This is a genomic window from Nonomuraea sp. NPDC049684 (genome assembly GCF_044465345.1).
GTDB lineage: Bacteria > Actinomycetota > Actinomycetes > Streptosporangiales > Streptosporangiaceae > Nonomuraea.
In genome coordinates this window covers 344611-361757 of record NZ_JBITLO010000008.1, presented here as the reverse complement: position 1 = coordinate 361757, position 17147 = coordinate 344611, and the positions used below count along the sequence as shown (strand labels likewise).

Here is a 17147-nt window from a genome sequence, read left to right as displayed (position 1 = left end):
CCTCGCCGGTCGGACGCCCGGCGGGCGGCATCGGGGCACGAACCGTGCCCCCGTGACGGGCCTCATGACGGGCCTCGTGGCGCCGCCCGGTCATGAGGCAGGTCCGTCGGCCGCCGCGGGGGGCGGTTCGACGGGCCTGCCTGGTGGTCTGTCGGTGGCGCGTTCGGAGTCGAGGGCGTCCTGGAGCAGCACGACGGCGGCCGCCTGGTCGACGACCCCGCGCTGCTTCTTGGCGCGTACGCCGCTGGCCCGCAGCCCGTGCTGGGCCGCGACCGTGGTGAGCCGCTCGTCGAACAGCCGCACGGGCGTGGGCGCCAGCCGGCCGGCCAGCTCGGCGGCGAACGCGCGGGCCAGCCCGGCCGCCTGCCCCTCACGCCCGGACAGCGACGTGGGCAACCCCACGATCACCTCGATCGCCTCGTGCTCGGCGACGATCTCGGCGAGGCGGTCGAGGTCGCCCTTGCCCCGGCGCACGGTTTCGACCGGCGTGGCCAGCGTCCCGCTGGGATCGCTGCGCGCCACGCCGATGCGTACGGAACCGACGTCGACGCCGATCCGCGAACCGAACCTCATGTCATCCGATCTGCTCGCCGATGGCCTGTTCGACCAGGCCGAGCGCGTCGCCGATCGCCTCGGGCCGCGTACCGCCGCCCTGCGCGACATCGTCCTTGCCGCCACCGCCACCCCCAAGAGCCTTGGCGGCGACGCCGACCAGCCTTCCGGCCTTGAGCCCCCGCTCGCGCCCCGCCTCGTTGACCGCGGCGACCACCACGGGCCGGTCGGAGGGGGCGCCGGCGATCACCACGACCGCCGGCCGGTCGGCCGGGAATCTGCCACGCACATCAAGCGCGAGCTTACGCAGGTCGTCGGCGCCGGTGCCATCAGGCGCGCGGTGTGTCACCACGGAGACTCCGTGCAGGTCACGGGCCTGGGACGCCAGCTCGCCGGCCACCTGGAGCACCTGCGCCGAGCGGACCTTCTCCAGCTCCTTCTCGGCGGTGCGCAGGCGGGTGACGATGCCCTCGATGCGCTCGGGCAGCTCCTCGCGGCGCGCCTTGAGCTGCTCGGACAGCTGGGCCACCAGCACGCTCTCGCGGGCCAGGAAGCGGAAGGCGTCGATGCCGACCAGCGCCTCGACCCGGCGCACGCCCGCGCCGACCGACTGCTCGCCCAGCACCTTGACCAGGCCGAGCTGCCCGGAGCTGTGAACGTGGGTGCCGCCGCACAGCTCGCGCGAGTAGTCGCCGATCTCGACCACGCGGACCTCGTCGCCGTACTTCTCGCCGAACATCGCCAGCGCGCCCATCGCCCTGGCCTCTGCCTGGGAGGTGTAGAACGCGTTGACCTTGAGGTCGTTGATCAGGACGGCGTTGACCTCGTCCTCGACGTCGCGCAGCACGCTGGCCGGGACGGCGCCCGCCGCGGTGAAGTCGAAGCGGAAGCGGCCAGGGGAGTTCTCCGAGCCCGCCTGCGCGGCCGTCTCGCCCAGGGCGTTCTTGAAGCCGCGGTGGACCAGGTGGGTGGCGCTGTGGCTGCGCGAGATGGCCCGGCGGCGCTCGACGTCGATCTCGGCCTGCGCCTCGTCGCCCGCCTTCAGCTCACCGCTGCGGATCTTGCCGCGGTGGACGATCAGGCCCTTGAGCGGCGACTGCACGTCGAGGATCTCGACCTCGGCGCCCGCCGTGCGGATGACGCCCTGGTCGGCGAGCTGGCCGCCGCCCTCGGCGTAGAACGGGGTGCGGCCGAGCACGATCTCGACGGTCGTGCCCGCGCCGGCCGCCGGCACGCTGACGCCGTCGACCAGGATGCCGACGACGGTGGTCTCGGCCTCGGTCTCGTCGTAGCCCAGGAAGTCGATCTTGCCGGCCTTCTCCAGCAGGTGGCCGAAGACGGAGATGTCGGCGTTGCCGGTCTTCTTGGCCGCCGCGTCAGCCTTGGCCCGCTGCCGCTGCTCCTTCATCAGGCGGCGGAAGCCCTCTTCGTCGACCTTCAGGCCCTGCTCGGCCGCCATCTCCAGGGTGAGGTCGATGGGGAAGCCGTAGGTGTCGTGGAGCTGGAAGGCCTGGTCGCCCGAGAGCGTCGAGCCGGACTTGCGCTTGGTCTCCTCGACGGCCACGTCGAAGATCGCGGTGCCGGTGCGGAGCGTGCCGAGGAAGGACGTCTCCTCGGCGTCGATGACCGCGTGGATCTGCGGCGCGTCGGCCTTGAGCTCGGGGTACTGCTCGCCCATCACGTTGATCGCGACGTCGGTCAGCTCGTGCATGTAGCGCTCGTCGCCGGAGCCGAGCAGGCGCAGGTTGCGCACCGAGCGGCGCAGGATGCGGCGCAGCACGTAGCCGCGGCCCTCGTTGCCGGGCATGACGCCGTCGGCGACCAGCATGGTGCCGGTGCGCACGTGGTCGGCGATCACGCGCAGGCTCACGTCGGCGCGGTGGTCGCGGCCGTAGCGGGTCTTGGTGAGCTCGGCCGCCTTGTCGAGGATCTTGTAGGTGGTGTCGATCTCGTAGAGGTTGTCGACGCCCTGCAGGATCGTCGCCATGCGCTCAAGGCCCATGCCGGTGTCGATGTTCTTGGCCGGCAGCTCGCCGGAGATGTCGAAGTCGACCTTGGTGCGGACCTGGCTGAGCTGGTACTGCATGAAGACGAGGTTCCAGACCTCGAGGTAGCGGTCCTCGTCGGCGACGGGGCCGCCCTCCTTGCCGTACTCGGGGCCGCGGTCGTAGTAGATCTCCGAGCAGGGGCCGCCGGGGCCGGGCACGCCCATGTGCCAGTAGTTGTCCTCCAGGCCGCGGCGCTGGATGCGGTTCTCGGGGACGCCGACCTTGTTGCGCCAGATGTCGTAGGCCTCGTCGTCCTCAAGGTAGACGGTGGCCCACAGCCGCTCCTCGGGGAAGCCGAAACCGCCGTCGGACTCGGACCTGGTGAGCAGCTCCCACGCGAACGGGATCACTTCGGACTTGAAGTAGTCGCCGAAGGAGAAGTTGCCGAGCATCTGGAAGAAGGTGGCGTGCCGGGTGGTCTTGCCGACCTCTTCGATGTCGGGCGTGCGCACGCACTTCTGCGCGGTTGCCAGCCGTGACGCCGGAGGCTTGCGCTGCCCCAGGAAGTACGGCTTGAACGGCACCATACCGGCAGGAACCAGGAGTAGCGTGGGGTCCTCAGCGATCAGGCTGGCCGAGGGCACGACCTTGTGCCCACGCTCCTCGAAGAAGCGCAGGAAGCGGCGGGCTATCTCTGCCGACTCCATTGTGGCCATCCTTTGCTGGTAGTCAGTTGTCGATTTCAGCGTTGTCGAGCCCGAAGCGCGCCCGCAACTGGGTTTCGCGCTCGGCGGCCTCGCCGAGCGCGTCAGAGGTAAAGTCTCTCACCCGCGCGAGCATCCCCGCCGCGCCGTCGGCGGTGCGCCGTACGACGTGGGTCGGGTGCAGCGCCTGCAGCCTGCGCATCACCCAGAAGGCGAGGAACGCGCCGAGCGAGAGGTAGAACAGCCGTCTGATCACCGGGACCGCCTCACCCGGGCGGGCCGGCGGGCCTCGATGGCGCGCCGCACGCCGTAGCCGAGCGACGACACCTTGATCAACGGGCCCGTGAAGATGGTCTGCGTCACCGCGCTGAGCTTGGCGGCGTGCGCGCTGACCTGCTTGACGTCCTGGGCGATGGCCTCGACGGCGACGAGCTGCCTGTTGGTCTCGTTGACCGTGACGCTCACGTCGTCGAGCAGCGGCACCAGGCGGTTGTTCAGGTCGGAGACCGCCTTGGTGGTCTCGGTGAGCAGCCTGGCGAGCTTGACGAGCACCATGGCGAGAACGCAGACCAGGACAATCCAGCCCGTGGCCGCGATCAGCCCGGCGACCTCTCCAGCGGTAAGCATCCGCTCATCTCCCTCGTACGCTGGGCCGGAACGGCATGAACCCTATCGCGTCCCGGCGACAACGTTAGTGAGGAAAACGGGCCGGATCCGGCGGCGAGGCCACCTGCGGACACTTCCGTGACCGAGCACATGCCGCTCCGACCAGGCGTTCCACCGCCTGGCCCGCCTCCTGTGAGGCTTCCTGTCACGCCTCGGGGACGCGGGCGAAGGCGCGTACGGGAACCCGCCCGGCGCCCTCCGAGCGCGGCGGCGCGGCCGTGAACACCGCGCCGGTGGGCGGCAGCCGGTCGAGCCCGGCCAGCCGCTCCACGACCGGCACGCCCGCCGCCAGCAGCACGTCGAGAGCAGCCGAACCCGCGACGCCCTCGGGGCCGTCGAGGCCGTCGGCGTCGGTGCCGACCAGGGACGCGCCGCGCCCGGCCAGCCACGCGGCGGCCTCCGGGGTGAGCCGCCCGCCGCCGGGCGCGCCGGTGTGCAGCAGCACCGCCCTGCCGCGCACGTCGAAGGCGGCCACCGCGCCCACGCCCACCTCCCGCACCCCGGCGCCCGCCACGCGCACCACCACGGCGGGCAGTTCGGCGGTGCGGGCCAGGGGCAGGCCGGTCAGGCCGCCGCCGGGCGCGACCAGGCAGGTGCCGCCGCCGGGCGGGCGGGTCAGCTCGACCAGCGCTCCCCCGGCCGACGGCGCGGCCTGCGCGGCGCGGTCGGAGGGCCCGCCCCTGGTGCCCTTGTGCGGCTCGGCGAAGATCTCGACGTTGTCGAGCTCGACGCCGTCGGTCATCAGCAGGCCGAGCGAGGCCACGAACAGGGCGGCGATCTCGTCGTCGGAGGCGTCGGGACCGGGCAGGTCGACGCGGAAGCCGTGGACGGCCAGGTCGCCGCCGTTGCCGAAGGTGATGCGGGCGTCGAAGCTCGCGCGGTGGTCGGTCATGGTGGCGATCAATCTAGCGCGCGGGCCGGGCTCAGGAGCCGCGCAGGAAGTCGCGGATGCGGGCCCAGCGGTCGGCCACCGGGGCTTCGGCGCCATGCCTGGTGGGCTCGTAGTAGCGGCGGTCGCGCACCTGCTCGGGCGCGTAGTCCTGGCGCACCAGGCCGTGGTCGAAGTCGTGGGGGTACTTGTAGCCGCCGCCGTGGCCGAGCTTGGCCGCGCCCGGGTAGTGGGCGTCGCGCAGGTGGCCGGGGACCTGGCCGATCAGGCCCTTGCGGACGTCGCCGACCGCCGCGCCGATGGCCTTGACGACCGCGTTGGACTTGGGCGCCATCGCGCAGTGGATGACGGCGTGGGCCAGGTTGATCTGCCCCTCGGGCAGCCCGATGAGCTGCACCGCCTGGGCCACGGCCACCGCCGTCTGCAGGCAGGTGGGGTCGGCCATGCCGACGTCCTCGGAGGCGAAGATGACGATGCGGCGGGCGATGAAGCGCGGGTCCTCGCCGGCCTCGATCATGCGGGCGAGGTAGTGGAGGGCCGCGTCGGCGTCGGAGCCGCGCATCGACTTGATGAACGCGCTGATCACGTCGTAGTGCTGGTCGCCCTGGCGGTCGTAGCGCACGGCCGCCTTGTCGGCGGCCTTCTCCACCACCTCGACGGTGATGTCGTCGGCCAGCAGGGCGGCGGCCTCCAGGTAGGTCAGCGACCTGCGCGCGTCGCCGCCGGCCAGGCGCACCAGGTGGTCGAGGGCCTCGGGCGCGAGCCGGGCCCGCCCGCCCAGGCCGCGCGGCTCGGCCACCGCGCGCTCCAGGACCGCGCGCACGTCGTCGTCGGACAGCGACTCCAGCGTGAGCAGCAGCGAGCGCGACAGCAGCGGCGAGATGACGGAGAAGTACGGGTTCTCGGTGGTGGCGCCGATGAAGGTGACCCAGCGGTTCTCCACCGCCGGCAGCAGCGCGTCCTGCTGGGCCTTGTTGAAGCGGTGGACCTCGTCGACGAACAGCACGGTCTGCCGGCCGCTCATGCCCAGCTCGCGGCGGGCGTTGTCGATGGCGGCGCGGACGTCCTTGACGCCGGCCGAGACGGCGGAGATCTCGACGAAGCGGCGCTTGGTGACGTTGGAGACGACGTAGGCCAGGGTCGTCTTGCCGGTGCCGGGCGGGCCCCACAGGAACAGCGACATGGGGGCCTCGCTCTCGACCAGCCGCCGCAGCGGGGTGCCGGAGCCCAGCAGATGCCGCTGGCCGATCACCTCGTCGAGGGTGCGCGGGCGCATCCGCACCGCGAGGGGTTGCGGGGTGGCCTCCTCAGCCGCCGAATCGAACAGGCTATCCACAACGCGAGATTACACGCCGGTCAGACCCGCCGCGGCCCACACGGCCCTGGCCCCGGAGTCGCCCGCCCGGAAGCAGAAGTAGCCCGCCACGACGGCCAGGACGACCGTCAGCGCCGACAGCGCCAGCGTGACGGGCCTGCCGAACCGGTCCGAGGTGAGCGAGCCGCGCGCGGGGGTGGTGGCGTACACCAGGGCCAGGCAGGCGGCGGCGAGCCCGGCCGCCGCCAGCAGCAGCGGCGTCGCGAAGCCCTCGTGGACGGCGACGCGCGCGCCGAGCGGGCCGTCCACGCCGGTGAAGCGGGCCCGCTTGAGGCTCTCCCCGCTCTCCTTGGCCGCCAGGACCGCCACGGGGGCGGCCACGGCCAGCAGCACCACCGCCCACGCCGTCACGGCCCGCACGCGCGGCGCCAGCGCGTACGCCCCGCCCACGAGGACGAGCAGCGGCGTCAGGACCACGGCCAGGTGCACGATCAGCGGATGGGCCGGCAGGCCGAGTATCTGGTCGAACACGATCACTCCTTGGAGGGCTCACCGGGACTACGTATCTGCCTGCGAAATGGTTCTCTCCTCACTTGCCCCACTCTGCGGCTTACGCCACTTACGCCCGGCACATATCGGAGGCCGGTAGCATTCGCGGAGTTGTTTGGTCATGTGTCGGCAAAGATGAAGGAGACAACCGGTGAGCGGCGACGACCGCCAGAGCGAGCTGGCCCGGGAGCACAAGGAGCGGCAGGCGAGGCGCGCGGCCGAGCAGACCGCCAAAGCCAGGCGGAACACCTTCATCGGCGCGGGCGTGGCCGTCGTCGTGGTGGCGGGCGGCATCTTCGCCGCGACCACCCTGATGGGCGACGACAAGAAGACGGCCGAGGCGGCGAGCACGCCCTCGCCCTCCGCCAGCACCAGCTCCCCCGCGCCGACGGCGCTGCCGAGCACCGCGCCGCCCAAGCAGGCGGGCAAGGTGTCGTGCACCTACAAGCGGGACGACTCCGCGCCCAACAAGTTCGTCGGCCTGCCGGGCAAGCGGCCCAACCTCAAGCTCAAGACGATGACCGTGAGCACCAACCACGGTGACATCGTGATCGACGTCGACGCGAACGCGACCCCGTGCTCGGTCAACTCGATGGCGTTCCTGGCCAAGAAGCACTTCTATGACAACACCAAGTGCCACCGCCTGGTGACGCCGGAGACGGCCGGATTGTTCCTGCTGCAGTGCGGCGACCCGCAGGCCAAGGCCGACGGCAGGAACCCGACCGACGGCCAGGGCACGGCCGGCTACGTGTACGGCGACGAGGCCGTCGGCGGCATGTCCTACACCAGGGGCGTGGTGTTCCTGACCCAGCCCGACGGCGCGGCGGGGCAGAACAGCAGCCAGTTCGCCATCTCGCTGTCGGACGAGAACGGCCAGCTGGAGCCGCAGTACTCGGTGCTCGGCATGGTCCGCTCGGGCCTGGAGATCATCGAGAAGGTCGCCAAGGACGGCGTCATCGTCAACGGCGACGACATCGTGGGCGACGGCGGCTCGACCGCGCCGAAGAACCCGATCATCATCAAGCGCGTCACCGTGAGGTAGCACGCGGAACGCGACGGCGGGCGCTCCCCTCGGACAAGGGGGGCGCCCGCCGTCGTCGTGTCAGGCCTCGGACTTGGGCTGGGCGTCGACGCCCGCCTCCTTGCGCTGGTCGGCCGTGATCGGCGTCGGCGCGCCGGTCAGCGGGTCGAAGCCGGAGGCGGTCTTCGGGAACGCGATCACGTCGCGGATCGAGTCGCCGCCGGACAGCAGCATGCAGATCCGGTCCCAGCCGTAGGCGATGCCGCCGTGCGGGGGCGGGCCGTACTTGAACGCCTCGAGCAGGAAGCCGAACTTGCTCTCGGCCTCCTCCTTGGAGATGCCGAGCACGTCGAAGACCCGCTGCTGCATCTCGGCCCGGTGGATACGGATCGAGCCGCCGCCGATCTCCATGCCGTTGCAGACCATGTCGTAGGCGTAGGCCAGGGCCTCGCCCGGGTGGTCCTGGAAGTTGTCGGCCCACTCCGGCTTGGGGCCGGTGAACGGGTGGTGCACGGCCGTCCAGCCGCCCTCGCCGTCCTCCTCGAACATGGGGGCGTCGACCACCCACAGGAACGACCACTGCGACTCGTCGATCAGGCCGCAGCGGCGGCCGATCTCTAGGCGGGCCGCGCCCAGCAGGTCGCGGGAGGCCGAGCGGGCGCCGGCGGCGAAGAAGATCGCGTCGCCGGGGGCGGCGCCGACCTTGGCGGCCAGGCCGGACAGCTCCTGCTCCGACAGGTTCTTGGCGACCGGGCCGCCGAGCGTGCCGTCCTCCTGGACCAGCACGTAGGCCAGGCCCTTGGCGCCGCGGCTGCGCGCCCACTCCTGCCAGCCGTCGAGCTCCTTGCGGGTCTGCGAGGCGCCGCCCGGCATGACCACCGCGCCGACGTAGTCGGCCTGGAAGACGCGGAAGGAGGTGGCCGAGAAGTAGTCGGTCATCTCGACGAGCTCCTGGCCGAAGCGCAGGTCGGGCTTGTCGGAGCCGTAGCGGGCCATGGCGTCGGCGTAGGTCATGCGCGGCAGCGGCATGGGGATCTCGTAGCCGAGGATCTCCCGCCACAGGCGGCCGACCAGCTTCTCGCCGACCTCGATGACGTCCTCCTGGTCGACGAAGGACATCTCGACGTCGATCTGGGTGAACTCGGGCTGGCGGTCGGCCCGCAGGTCTTCGTCGCGGTAGCACTTGGCGAGCTGGTAGTAGCGCTCCAGGCCGGCGACCTGCAGGAGCTGCTTGAACAGCTGGGGCGACTGCGGCAGGGCGTACCAGTTGCCGGGCTGGAGGCGGACCGGCACCAGGAAGTCGCGCGCGCCCTCGGGGGTCGAGCGGGTCAGCGTCGGGGTCTCGACGTAGACGAAGCCGAGCTCGTGCATCACCTCGTTGGCCAGGTAGGTGGCCTTGGAGCGGGTGCGCATGGCGGCGGCCACCTGCTGGCGGCGGATGTCGAGGTAGCGGTACTTGAGCCGGGCCTCCTCCGACACGCCGACGTTGCCCTCGATGGGGAACGGCAGCGGCGCGGACTCGCTCAGCACCTCGACCCGCTCGGCCACGACCTCGATCGCGCCGGTGGGCAGCTCGGGGTTCTCGTTGCCCTCCGGGCGCACCCTGACCTGGCCGACCACCTGCACGCAGTACTCGGCGCGCAGGTCGTGGGCGTGGTCCTCCTCGCGGAAGACCACCTGCGCCGAGCCGGAGGCGTCGCGCAGGTCGATGAAGACCACGCCGCCGTGGTCACGGCGGCGGGCCACCCATCCTGCGAGCGTCACCTGCTGCCCGGCGTGCTCCTCACGGAGCGACCCGGCCGTATGCGTGCGGATCACTGCACTTTCCCTTTCAAAACGTCGGCGACCTGGGCCAGCGGCACCTGGGTCTGTTCAGCGGTGGTCAGGTCCTTCAGTTGCACGGCCTCGGCCGCGAGGTCTCGCTCGCCCAGGATCAGCGCGAAGCGGGCGCCGGATCGGTCCGCGCCCTTCATCGCTCCCTTGAGCCCCTTGCCGCCGAAGGCCATGTCGGCGCTGACGCCCGCCTCGCGCAGCTCGGAGACGAGCAGGAACATGCGGCGGCGCGCGTCGTCGCCCAGCGGGACACCGTACACCTGGACGCGGCCCGGCGCGGCCTCGCCGAGCAGACCCTCCGACTCCATGGCCAGGTACGTGCGGTCGGCGCCGAGCGCCCAGCCGACACTGGGCAGCGGCGGCCCGCCCAGCATCTCGCTGAGCCCGTCGTAGCGGCCGCCGCCGCCGACGGCCGACTGGGAGCCGAGCCCGCCGTGCACGAACTCGAACGTGGTGCGCGTGTAGTAGTCGAGCCCGCGCACCAGCCGGGGGTCGTCCTCGAAGGCCACGCCCGAGGCGGTCAGCAGCGAGCGGACCTCCTCGTGGTAGGCCTTGCAGGCGGCGCACAGGTGGTCGACCACCAGCGGCGCGCCGGTGAGCTGGGCCTGCACCTCGGGCCGCTTGTCGTCGAGCACCCGCAGCGGGTTGATGTCGATGCGGGCCCTGGTCTCCTCGTCGAGGTCGAGCCCGCGCAGGAAGTCCTGGAGCGCGGCCCGGTAGGCGGGGCGGCAGTTCTTGTCGCCGAGCGAGTTGAGCAGCAGCCTGACCTGGCGCAGGCCGAGCGAGGCGAAGCCGCGCGCGCCCAGCAGGATCAGCTCGGCGTCGAGCGCCGGGTCCTCCGAGCCGAGGGCCTCGGCTCCGACCTGCCAGAAGTGGCGGTAGCGGCCCTTCTGGGCACGCTCGTAGCGGAACTGGCTGCCGGAGTACCACAGCTTGACCGGGAGCTGGCCGTTGTGCAGGTTGTGCTGGAGCACGGCGCGCACGACCGAGGCGGTGCCCTCGGGGCGCAGGGTCAGCGACCTGCCCGCCTTGTCGGGGAAGGTGTACATCTCCTTCGACACCACGTCGGTGGACTCGCCCACGCCCCGCTTGAACAGCTCGGTGTCCTCGAAGACGGGGGTCTCGACGTAGCCGTAGCCCGCCTGCCGGAGCGGCGCGGCCAGCGCCTCGCGCACGGCCAGGATGGCCTCGGAGCTGGGCGGCAGCCAGTCGAAGGTGCCTTTGGGTGCTTGGAAGCTCATTAGATCCCTCGTGTGGGACCGGCCTGCGGCGCCGCTTCCTTCAGGTAAGGGTTGGTGGCGCGCTCGCGGCCGATCGTGGTCTGTGGTCCGTGGCCCGGCAGGACGACCGTATCGTCAGGCAGCGGCAGGCATTTGGTGGCCAGGCTGCTCAGGATGGTCGCGTAGTCGCCGCCGGGAAGATCGGTGCGGCCGATGGAGCCGGCGAACAGCAGGTCGCCCGAGAACATGATCTCGTCGCCGGGCAGCCGGAAGCTCACCGACCCCCTGGTATGGCCCGGGGTGTGGTCGACCACGAGATCGAGGCCCGCCAGGCTGAGCCGCGCGCCGTCGGACAGCTCGCGCACGTCGTCGGGCTCGCTCAGCCGGATGTCGCCGAACAGCGAGACGCCGCCGCCCCAGCCGGCCGAGGGGTCGCTCAGCAGGTGGCGGTCGTCGGGGTGGATCCACGCGGGGACGTCGCGCGCGCCGCAGACGGGGGCGACCGACCACACGTGGTCGAGGTGGCCGTGCGTGAGCAGCACCGCGACCGGCTTGAGCCGGTGCTCGCGCAGCAGCTCGTCGACGCCTTCGGCCGCGTCCTGGCCCGGATCGACGATCACGCACTCCTCGCCGGCCGCGGGCGCGACGACGTAACAATTGGTCTGGAGGGCCCCTGCGGGGAAGCCTGCGATGAGCATCTGCCTCAGGTGATCTCGTCGAAAAGCCAATGGGAATGTAACCGAAGGGTACCGGTGCGGGTCGCCGGGCTGCGAATCATTACCCATTGGCCGATACGATTCGCCCACCTCAGTTGATTGACTATGGGAGGCAAAGCGGTGGCCACGGGCAAGGACCGGCAGAAGCAGCTGGCACGTGAGCACTACGAGCGGCAGATGCAGCGCCGCATCGAGCGCGAGCAGAAGGCCAAGCGCACCGCGATCATCGGCTCCACGGTCGGCGTGGTGGTCGTGGTGGGCGGCATCGTGGCCGCGGTCGCGCTGCTCGGCGGCGGCGGCTCGACGACCGAGGCGTCCGCCTCGCCCTCGGCCTCGGCCCCGCAGGACACCGCGTCGGCCGCGGCCAGCACGGGGCCCAAGCCGTACAACGCGGCGACCGGCACCTGCGACTACGTCAAGGAGGCCGCCGGCGGCCAGGTCAAGGACGTCGGCATGCCGCCGGCCAAGGTCAAGACCGAGCCGGCCAAGAAGACGATGACGCTCAACACGAACCTGGGCGACATCGTGGTCGAGCTCGACAACGCCAAGGCGCCGTGCACGACCAACTCGCTGGCCTTCCTGGCGAGCAAGAAGTTCTACGACGGCAGCAAGTGCCACCGGCTCGGCAGCGACAAGTTCCCCATGCTGCAGTGCGGCGACCCGACGGCCAAGGCCGACGGCAAGAGCCAGGACGGCGCGGGCGGCCCCGGCTACGTGATGGCCGAGGAGAACCTCCAGGGGGCCGCGTACAAGCGCGGCACGGTGGCGATGGCGAAGACCTCGGCGCCGGGCAGCACGGGGAGCCAGTTCTTCCTCGTTTACGGCGATCTCGGACTCACCCCGGATTACACGCCGGTGGGTACGATCACCAAGGGGCTCGACATCCTGGACAAGGTGAACAAAGCGGGCGTCATCGCTGACATGGGAGATGGGACCGGAGCACCGAAGCAAACCCTCGAAATCAAAGACGTGACAATCGCCGGCAAGAGCTGACGTAATACAAACTAGGGACGAAGTAGTCCCGAAGGGTCTGATGGATAGTGCGGGAGGACACGGTGAGCACCGACCCGTGGGGCCGGGTAGACGACGACGGCACCGTCTACGTGCGTACGGCTGAGGGAGAGCGGGCCGTCGGCTCCTGGCAGGCCGGTGAACCCGAAGAGGCACTGGCCTACTTCCATCGCAAGTACGACGAGCTGTCCGGCCAGGTGCAGCTCCTCGAACAGCGGGTCAAGGGCACCGACCTGGCGCCCGCGCAGGCCGAGGCGAGCATCGCCAAGCTGCGCGAGGCCGTCGCCGACGCCCACGCCGTGGGCGACCTGGCCGCGCTGACGGCCCGCCTCGACGGCCTGACCGAGCTGGTCGGCCATCGCCGCGAGGAGGTCAAGGCCGCCCGCGACCAGGCGCGCGCCGAGGCCAGGGCGGTCAAGGAGCGCATCGTCGACGAGGCCGAGCGCATCGCCGACGAGACCACCCACTGGAAGTCGGGCGGCGAACGGCTGCGCCAGCTCGTGGAGGAGTGGAAGGCCGCCGACCGGATCGACCGGGTCACCGAGGCCGCGCTGTGGAAGCGCCTGTCGGCCGCCCGCACCGCCTTCGCCAAGCGCCGCAAGCAGTACTTCGCGGGCCTGGACGAGCAGCGCGAGGGCGTGCGCGCGGCCAAGGAGCGCATCGTGGCCGAGGCCGAGGCCCTGGCCGGCTCCACCGACTGGGGCACGACCGCGGCGATCTACCGCGAGCTGATGCAGCAGTGGAAGACCGCCGGGCGCGCCTCGCGCGAGGCCGAGGACGAGCTGTGGGGCCGCTTCAAGGCCGCCCAGGACCAGTTCTTCCAGGCCCGTTCCGCGGTCTTCGCCGAGCGCGACGCCTCGCTGGCGGCCAACGCCGAGGTCAAGGAGGAGCTGCTGGCCGAGGCCGAGAAGATCCTCCCCGTCACCGACGCGCGCACGGCCAGGGCGGCGCTGCGGCACGTCCTGGAGCGCTGGGAGGCCGCCGGGCCGGTGCCGCGCGAGCAGCGCGACCGGCTCGAAGGCGGGCTGCGCAAGATCGACGAGGCCGTGCGCAAGGCCGAGGACGCCGAGTGGAAGCGGTCCAACCCCGAGGCCAGGGCCCGCGCCCAGAGCACGGTCGACCAGCTGCGCGCCTCCATCGAGCAGTTGGAGAAGCGGCTGTCCAAGGCGCAGGCCGCCGGCCGGGCCAAGGACGTCAAGGAGGCCGAGGAGGCGCTGGTCGCCCGCCGTTCGTGGCTGGAGGAGGCCGAGCGCACGCTGACCGAGTTCAGCTGAACCGATCTTCGGAAGGCGGCCGGGGTCCTACGCTGACGGCATGGACCCCGTCAGCGTCGCGCGCGCCCTCGTCGACGACCTGTTCCCCGGCGCCCTGTACGCCTTCGTCGGCGGCAGCGTGCTCACCGAGCGCCGCACCAGCACCTCCGACCTCGACGTCGTGGTGGTGCTCGACGGGCTGGCCGTGCCCTACCGCGAGTCCCTGCGCTGGCACGGCTGGCCCGTCGAGCTGTACGTCCACAGCGAGACCAGCCTCGACGCCTACGTCGACCGCGACCTGGCCGAGCGCAAGCCGGGCGTGGCCCGCATGTGCGCCGACGGCGCGGTGCTGGTCGACCGCACCGGCGGCCGGGCCAGCGACCTTCAGGCGGCGCTCGGCGACCGGCTGGCCGCCGGTCCGGGCGACCTGGCCGCCGCCCGCGCCGAGCAGGCCCGGTACGCGCTGTCCGACCTGCTCGACGACCTGGCCGGCGCGACCGACCCCGGCGAGCAGCTGTTCATCCGCTGGCAGGTGGTCCAGGAGACCGCCAGGCTGGCCCTCGACGTGGGCGGCAGGTGGCGGGGCAACGGCAAGTGGCTGCTGCGCGAGCTGCGCGGGCACGACCCGGCGCTGGCCGACGAGCTGCTGGCGGCCCATTCCGACCCGGCGCTGCTGACCTCGGTGGCCTCAGGCGTCCTGGAACGGGCCGGAGGGCGCCTTTGGGAGGGCTACCGGGCCGAGGGCGACCCCTTCCACCTGCCGCTGCGTCACATCGCCTCAGACGCGCTGTCGGGCGAGACGGCGCAGAGCGCCGGGATGCGCAGGCTGGCCGCCGTCAGCGGGGCCACGGCCGGTTCCTCGGCCCTGTGGATGGGCCAGACGCACGTCGCGCCCGCCACCCGCTCCTCCGACCACCACCACGGCGCCTCCGAGACCGCCATCTACGTCGTCAGCGGCACGCCGCGCTTCGTCTTCCTCCAGGACGGCCGCGAGCGGCGCATCGAGGCGGCCCCCGGCGACTACGTCTACGTGCCGCCCTACACCCCGCACCGCGAGGAGAACCCCGACCCCGAGCGGGAGGCCGTCGTGGTGATCGCGCGCAGCACGCAGGAGGCCATCGTGGTCAACCTGCCCGACCTGAAGGGCTGACCCCCGGCCGGTCGCTCAGCTGCCGGCGCCGCTCACCCGGTAGACGTCGAAGACGCCCTGGATGCTGCGCACCGCCTTGAGCACGTGGCCCAGGTGTTTCGGGTCGCCCATCTCGAAGGTGAACTTGCTGATCGCCACCCGGTCGCGCGAGGTCGTCACGGACGCGCTGAGGATGTTGACGTGCTGGTCGGACAGGGTGCGCGTGACGTCGGACAGCAGGCGCGGCCGGTCGAGGGCCTCGACCTGGATGGCCACCAGGAACACGCTGTCGTCGCCGGGCGACCAGCTCACCTCGACCAGCCGGTCGGGCTGCTCCCTGAGCTGCTGGACGTTGGTGCAGTCGGCGCGGTGCACCGACACGCCGTGGCCGCGGGTGACGAAGCCGACGATCTCGTCGCCGGGCACCGGCGTGCAGCACTTGGACAGGCGCACCCACACGTCGGCGTCGCCCGCCACGACCACGCCCGCGCCGCCGCCGCGCGGACGGCCGCGCAGCCGGGTCGGCAGGGACGTCTCGGCGATGTCCTCCTCGGCGCTCTCCACGCCCCCGATCGAGGCCACGAGCTTCTGCACGACCGCCTGCGCGGCGATGTGCCCCTCCCCCACGGCCGCGTAGAGCGCCGAGACGTCGGGGTAGCGCAGGTCGCGGGCGAGCGCCAGCAGCGCCTCGCCGGACATCAGGCGCTGCAGCGGCAGGCCCTGCTTGCGCATGGCGCGGCCGATGGCCTCCTTGCCCGCCTCGATCGCGGTCTCGCGGCGCTCCTTGGAGAACCACTGCCGGATCTTGTTGCGGGCCCGGCCGGACTTGACGAACTTCAGCCAGTCGCGCGACGGCCCGGCGTCGGGCGACTTGGAGGTGAAGATCTCGACGGTGTCGCCGTTGCCGAGCCGCGACTCCAGCGGCACCAGCCGCCCGTTGACCCGCGCGCCGATGCAGCGATGGCCGACCTCGGTGTGGACGGCGTAGGCGAAGTCGACCGGCGTGCCGCCCTCGGGCAGGGCGATGACCTGGCCCTTCGGGGTGAACACGTAGACCTCGGAGACCGACAGGTCGAAGCGCAGCGACTCCAGGAACTCGCCCGGGTCGGAGGTCTCCTTCTGCCAGTCGAGGAGCTGGCGCAGCCAGGCCATGTCGCTGCCGGGCTTGACCTTGCCGGTGGGCCCCGGCGCGCCGACCTCCTCCTTGTACTTCCAGTGGGCGGCCACGCCGTACTCGGCCCTGTGGTGCATCGCGTGCGTGCGGATCTGCAGCTCGACCGGCTTGCCCTCGGGACCGATCACCGTGGTGTGCAGCGACTGGTACATGTTGAACTTGGGCATCGCGATGTAGTCCTTGAACCGGCCGGGGACCGGGTTCCAGCGCGCGTGGATCGTGCCCAGCGCCGCGTAGCAGTCGCGCACGCTGTCGACCAGGACCCGGATGCCCACCAGGTCGTAGATGTCGTCGAAGGCGACGTCGCGGGCGATCATCTTCTGGTAGACGGAGTAGTAGTGCTTGGGCCGGCCCTTGACCACCGCGCGGATCTTGGCCTCGCGCAGGTCGCCGGAGACCTTCTCGATGACCTCCTGCAGGAACAGGTCGCGCCGCGGCGCGCGCTCGGACACCATGCGCGCGATCTCGTCGTAGCGCTTGGGGTAGAGCATGGCGAACGCGAGGTCCTCCAGCTCCCACTTGATCGTGTTCATGCCGAGCCGGTGGGCCAGCGGCGCGAAGATCTCCAGCGTCTCGCGGGACTTCTGGTGGCGCTTGTGCTCGGGCAGGTAGCGCATGGTGCGCATGTTGTGCAGCCGGTCGGCGAGCTTGATGATCAGCACGCGGATGTCGCGCGACATCGCCACGACCATCTTGCGCACGGTCTCGGCCTGCGCCGCGTCGCCGAACTTGACCTTGTCGAGCTTGGTGACGCCGTCGACCAGCGAGCCGATCGTGTCGCCGAAGTCGCCGCGCAGCTCGTCGAGGCTGTAGGCGGTGTCCTCGACGGTGTCGTGCAGCAGCGCGGCGCACAACGTCTCGTCGTCGGTGCCCAGCTCGGCCAGGATCGTCGCCACGGCGAGCGGGTGGGTGATGTACGGGTCGCCCGACTTCCGCTTCTGGTCGCGGTGGTGGTAGGCGGCCATGTCGTAGGCGCGTTCGATCAGGCGCAGATCGGCCTTGGGATGGGTGGCCCGGACCGTGCGGAACAGCGGCTCCAGCACCGGATTCATGGCCCCACCCCCAAACCGCCGTCGACGCACCGCAGGAACGCCGGGCGCGTCGGCATTACCAGCGTCGGTTACGTC

The 17147-nt window shown here is 71.6% G+C and carries 15 protein-coding genes; 4 read left to right on the top strand and 11 right to left on the bottom strand.

Going from position 1 to position 17147, the window contains the following annotated elements; all coding sequences use genetic code 11:
- Positions 1–90: 90 nt before the first annotated feature.
- From ruvX to ACIBST_RS26330, 7 genes are all read right to left on the bottom strand, one after another.
- Positions 91–573, bottom strand: coding sequence for a Holliday junction resolvase RuvX (ruvX, locus tag ACIBST_RS26360; RefSeq protein ID WP_352327834.1), 483 nt, complete (start codon positions 571–573; stop codon positions 91–93).
- 1 nt (position 574) lies between these two features.
- Complete coding sequence (gene alaS / locus ACIBST_RS26355) at positions 575–3247, bottom strand: alanine--tRNA ligase (RefSeq protein WP_397175359.1); 2673 nt, start codon at positions 3245–3247, stop codon at positions 575–577.
- Positions 3248–3269: 22 nt separating this feature from the next.
- The gene (locus ACIBST_RS26350) at positions 3270–3500 is read right to left on the bottom strand and encodes a hypothetical protein (protein WP_352327836.1); all 231 of its coding nucleotides are present in this window, start codon (positions 3498–3500) and stop codon (positions 3270–3272) included.
- Complete coding sequence (locus ACIBST_RS26345; RefSeq protein WP_352327837.1) at positions 3497–3871, bottom strand: DUF948 domain-containing protein; 375 nt, start codon at positions 3869–3871, stop codon at positions 3497–3499. The genes ACIBST_RS26350 and ACIBST_RS26345 overlap by 4 nt, the downstream gene beginning before the upstream one ends.
- Positions 3872–4055: 184 nt before the next feature.
- Positions 4056–4802, bottom strand: a complete 747-nt coding sequence (locus tag ACIBST_RS26340) for a cyclase family protein (protein ID WP_397175357.1) — start codon at positions 4800–4802, stop codon at positions 4056–4058.
- A 31-nt stretch (positions 4803–4833) separates the two neighbouring features.
- Positions 4834–6135 carry a replication-associated recombination protein A gene (locus tag ACIBST_RS26335; RefSeq protein ID WP_364340872.1) on the bottom strand — a complete coding sequence of 434 codons (1302 nt, stop codon included), beginning with the start codon at positions 6133–6135 and terminating at the stop codon, positions 4834–4836.
- Between the two features lie 9 nt (positions 6136–6144).
- Positions 6145–6645, bottom strand: a complete 501-nt coding sequence (locus ACIBST_RS26330) for a hypothetical protein (RefSeq protein WP_397175355.1) — start codon at positions 6643–6645, stop codon at positions 6145–6147.
- 169 nt (positions 6646–6814) lie between these two features.
- Here ACIBST_RS26330 and ACIBST_RS26325 point away from each other — a divergent pair, with 169 nt between their 5' ends.
- Entirely contained in the window at positions 6815–7705 is an 891-nt protein-coding gene (locus tag ACIBST_RS26325; protein WP_397175353.1) for a peptidylprolyl isomerase, read from the top strand.
- Positions 7706–7765: 60 nt separating this feature from the next.
- Here ACIBST_RS26325 and aspS read toward each other — a convergent pair whose 3' ends face one another.
- The 3 genes from aspS to ACIBST_RS26310 are packed head-to-tail and all read right to left on the bottom strand — an operon-like array spanning position 7766 to position 11435.
- Entirely contained in the window at positions 7766–9502 is a 1737-nt protein-coding gene (gene aspS / locus ACIBST_RS26320; RefSeq protein ID WP_358285771.1) for an aspartate--tRNA ligase, read from the bottom strand.
- Complete coding sequence (gene hisS, locus ACIBST_RS26315) at positions 9499–10758, bottom strand: histidine--tRNA ligase (protein ID WP_397175351.1); 1260 nt, start codon at positions 10756–10758, stop codon at positions 9499–9501. Before hisS ends, aspS begins: the two co-directional genes overlap by 4 nt.
- Positions 10758–11435 (bottom strand): MBL fold metallo-hydrolase, encoded by a 678-nt coding sequence (locus tag ACIBST_RS26310; RefSeq protein WP_397175350.1) that lies wholly within the window; start codon positions 11433–11435, stop codon positions 10758–10760. The genes hisS and ACIBST_RS26310 overlap by 1 nt, the downstream gene beginning before the upstream one ends.
- Positions 11436–11558: 123 nt before the next feature.
- Here ACIBST_RS26310 and ACIBST_RS26305 point away from each other — a divergent pair, with 123 nt between their 5' ends.
- From ACIBST_RS26305 to ACIBST_RS26295, 3 genes are all read left to right on the top strand, one after another.
- On the top strand, positions 11559–12446 hold the full coding sequence (locus ACIBST_RS26305) for a peptidylprolyl isomerase (protein WP_397175349.1): 888 nt from the start codon (positions 11559–11561) through the stop codon (positions 12444–12446).
- A 62-nt stretch (positions 12447–12508) separates the two neighbouring features.
- Positions 12509–13738 carry a DUF349 domain-containing protein gene (locus ACIBST_RS26300; protein WP_397175347.1) on the top strand — a complete coding sequence of 410 codons (1230 nt, stop codon included), beginning with the start codon at positions 12509–12511 and terminating at the stop codon, positions 13736–13738.
- Between the two features lie 40 nt (positions 13739–13778).
- On the top strand, positions 13779–14867 hold the full coding sequence (locus tag ACIBST_RS26295) for a cupin domain-containing protein (protein WP_397175346.1): 1089 nt from the start codon (positions 13779–13781) through the stop codon (positions 14865–14867).
- A 15-nt stretch (positions 14868–14882) separates the two neighbouring features.
- On the opposite strand, the gene ACIBST_RS26290 is transcribed toward ACIBST_RS26295, so the two are convergent.
- Complete coding sequence (locus ACIBST_RS26290; RefSeq protein ID WP_357703285.1) at positions 14883–17072, bottom strand: bifunctional (p)ppGpp synthetase/guanosine-3',5'-bis(diphosphate) 3'-pyrophosphohydrolase; 2190 nt, start codon at positions 17070–17072, stop codon at positions 14883–14885.
- Positions 17073–17147 lie beyond the last annotated feature (75 nt).

What these genes read in the sequence shown, in the direction of transcription:
- ACIBST_RS26305 (WP_397175349.1), top strand. Translation starts at nt 11,559, where the DNA reads ATGGGAGGCAAAGCGGTGGCCACGGGCAAGGACCGGCAGAAGCAGCTG.
- ACIBST_RS26345 (WP_352327837.1), bottom strand. Translation starts at nt 3,871, where the DNA reads ATGCTTACCGCTGGAGAGGTCGCCGGGCTGATCGCGGCCACGGGCTGG.
- ACIBST_RS26295 (WP_397175346.1), top strand. Translation starts at nt 13,779, where the DNA reads ATGGACCCCGTCAGCGTCGCGCGCGCCCTCGTCGACGACCTGTTCCCC.
- hisS (WP_397175351.1), bottom strand. Translation starts at nt 10,758, where the DNA reads ATGAGCTTCCAAGCACCCAAAGGCACCTTCGACTGGCTGCCGCCCAGC.
- ACIBST_RS26340 (WP_397175357.1), bottom strand. Translation starts at nt 4,802, where the DNA reads ATGACCGACCACCGCGCGAGCTTCGACGCCCGCATCACCTTCGGCAAC.
- ruvX (WP_352327834.1), bottom strand. Translation starts at nt 573, where the DNA reads ATGAGGTTCGGTTCGCGGATCGGCGTCGACGTCGGTTCCGTACGCATC.
- ACIBST_RS26290 (WP_357703285.1), bottom strand. Translation starts at nt 17,072, where the DNA reads ATGAATCCGGTGCTGGAGCCGCTGTTCCGCACGGTCCGGGCCACCCAT.
- ACIBST_RS26310 (WP_397175350.1), bottom strand. Translation starts at nt 11,435, where the DNA reads ATGCTCATCGCAGGCTTCCCCGCAGGGGCCCTCCAGACCAATTGTTAC.
- alaS (WP_397175359.1), bottom strand. Translation starts at nt 3,247, where the DNA reads ATGGAGTCGGCAGAGATAGCCCGCCGCTTCCTGCGCTTCTTCGAGGAG.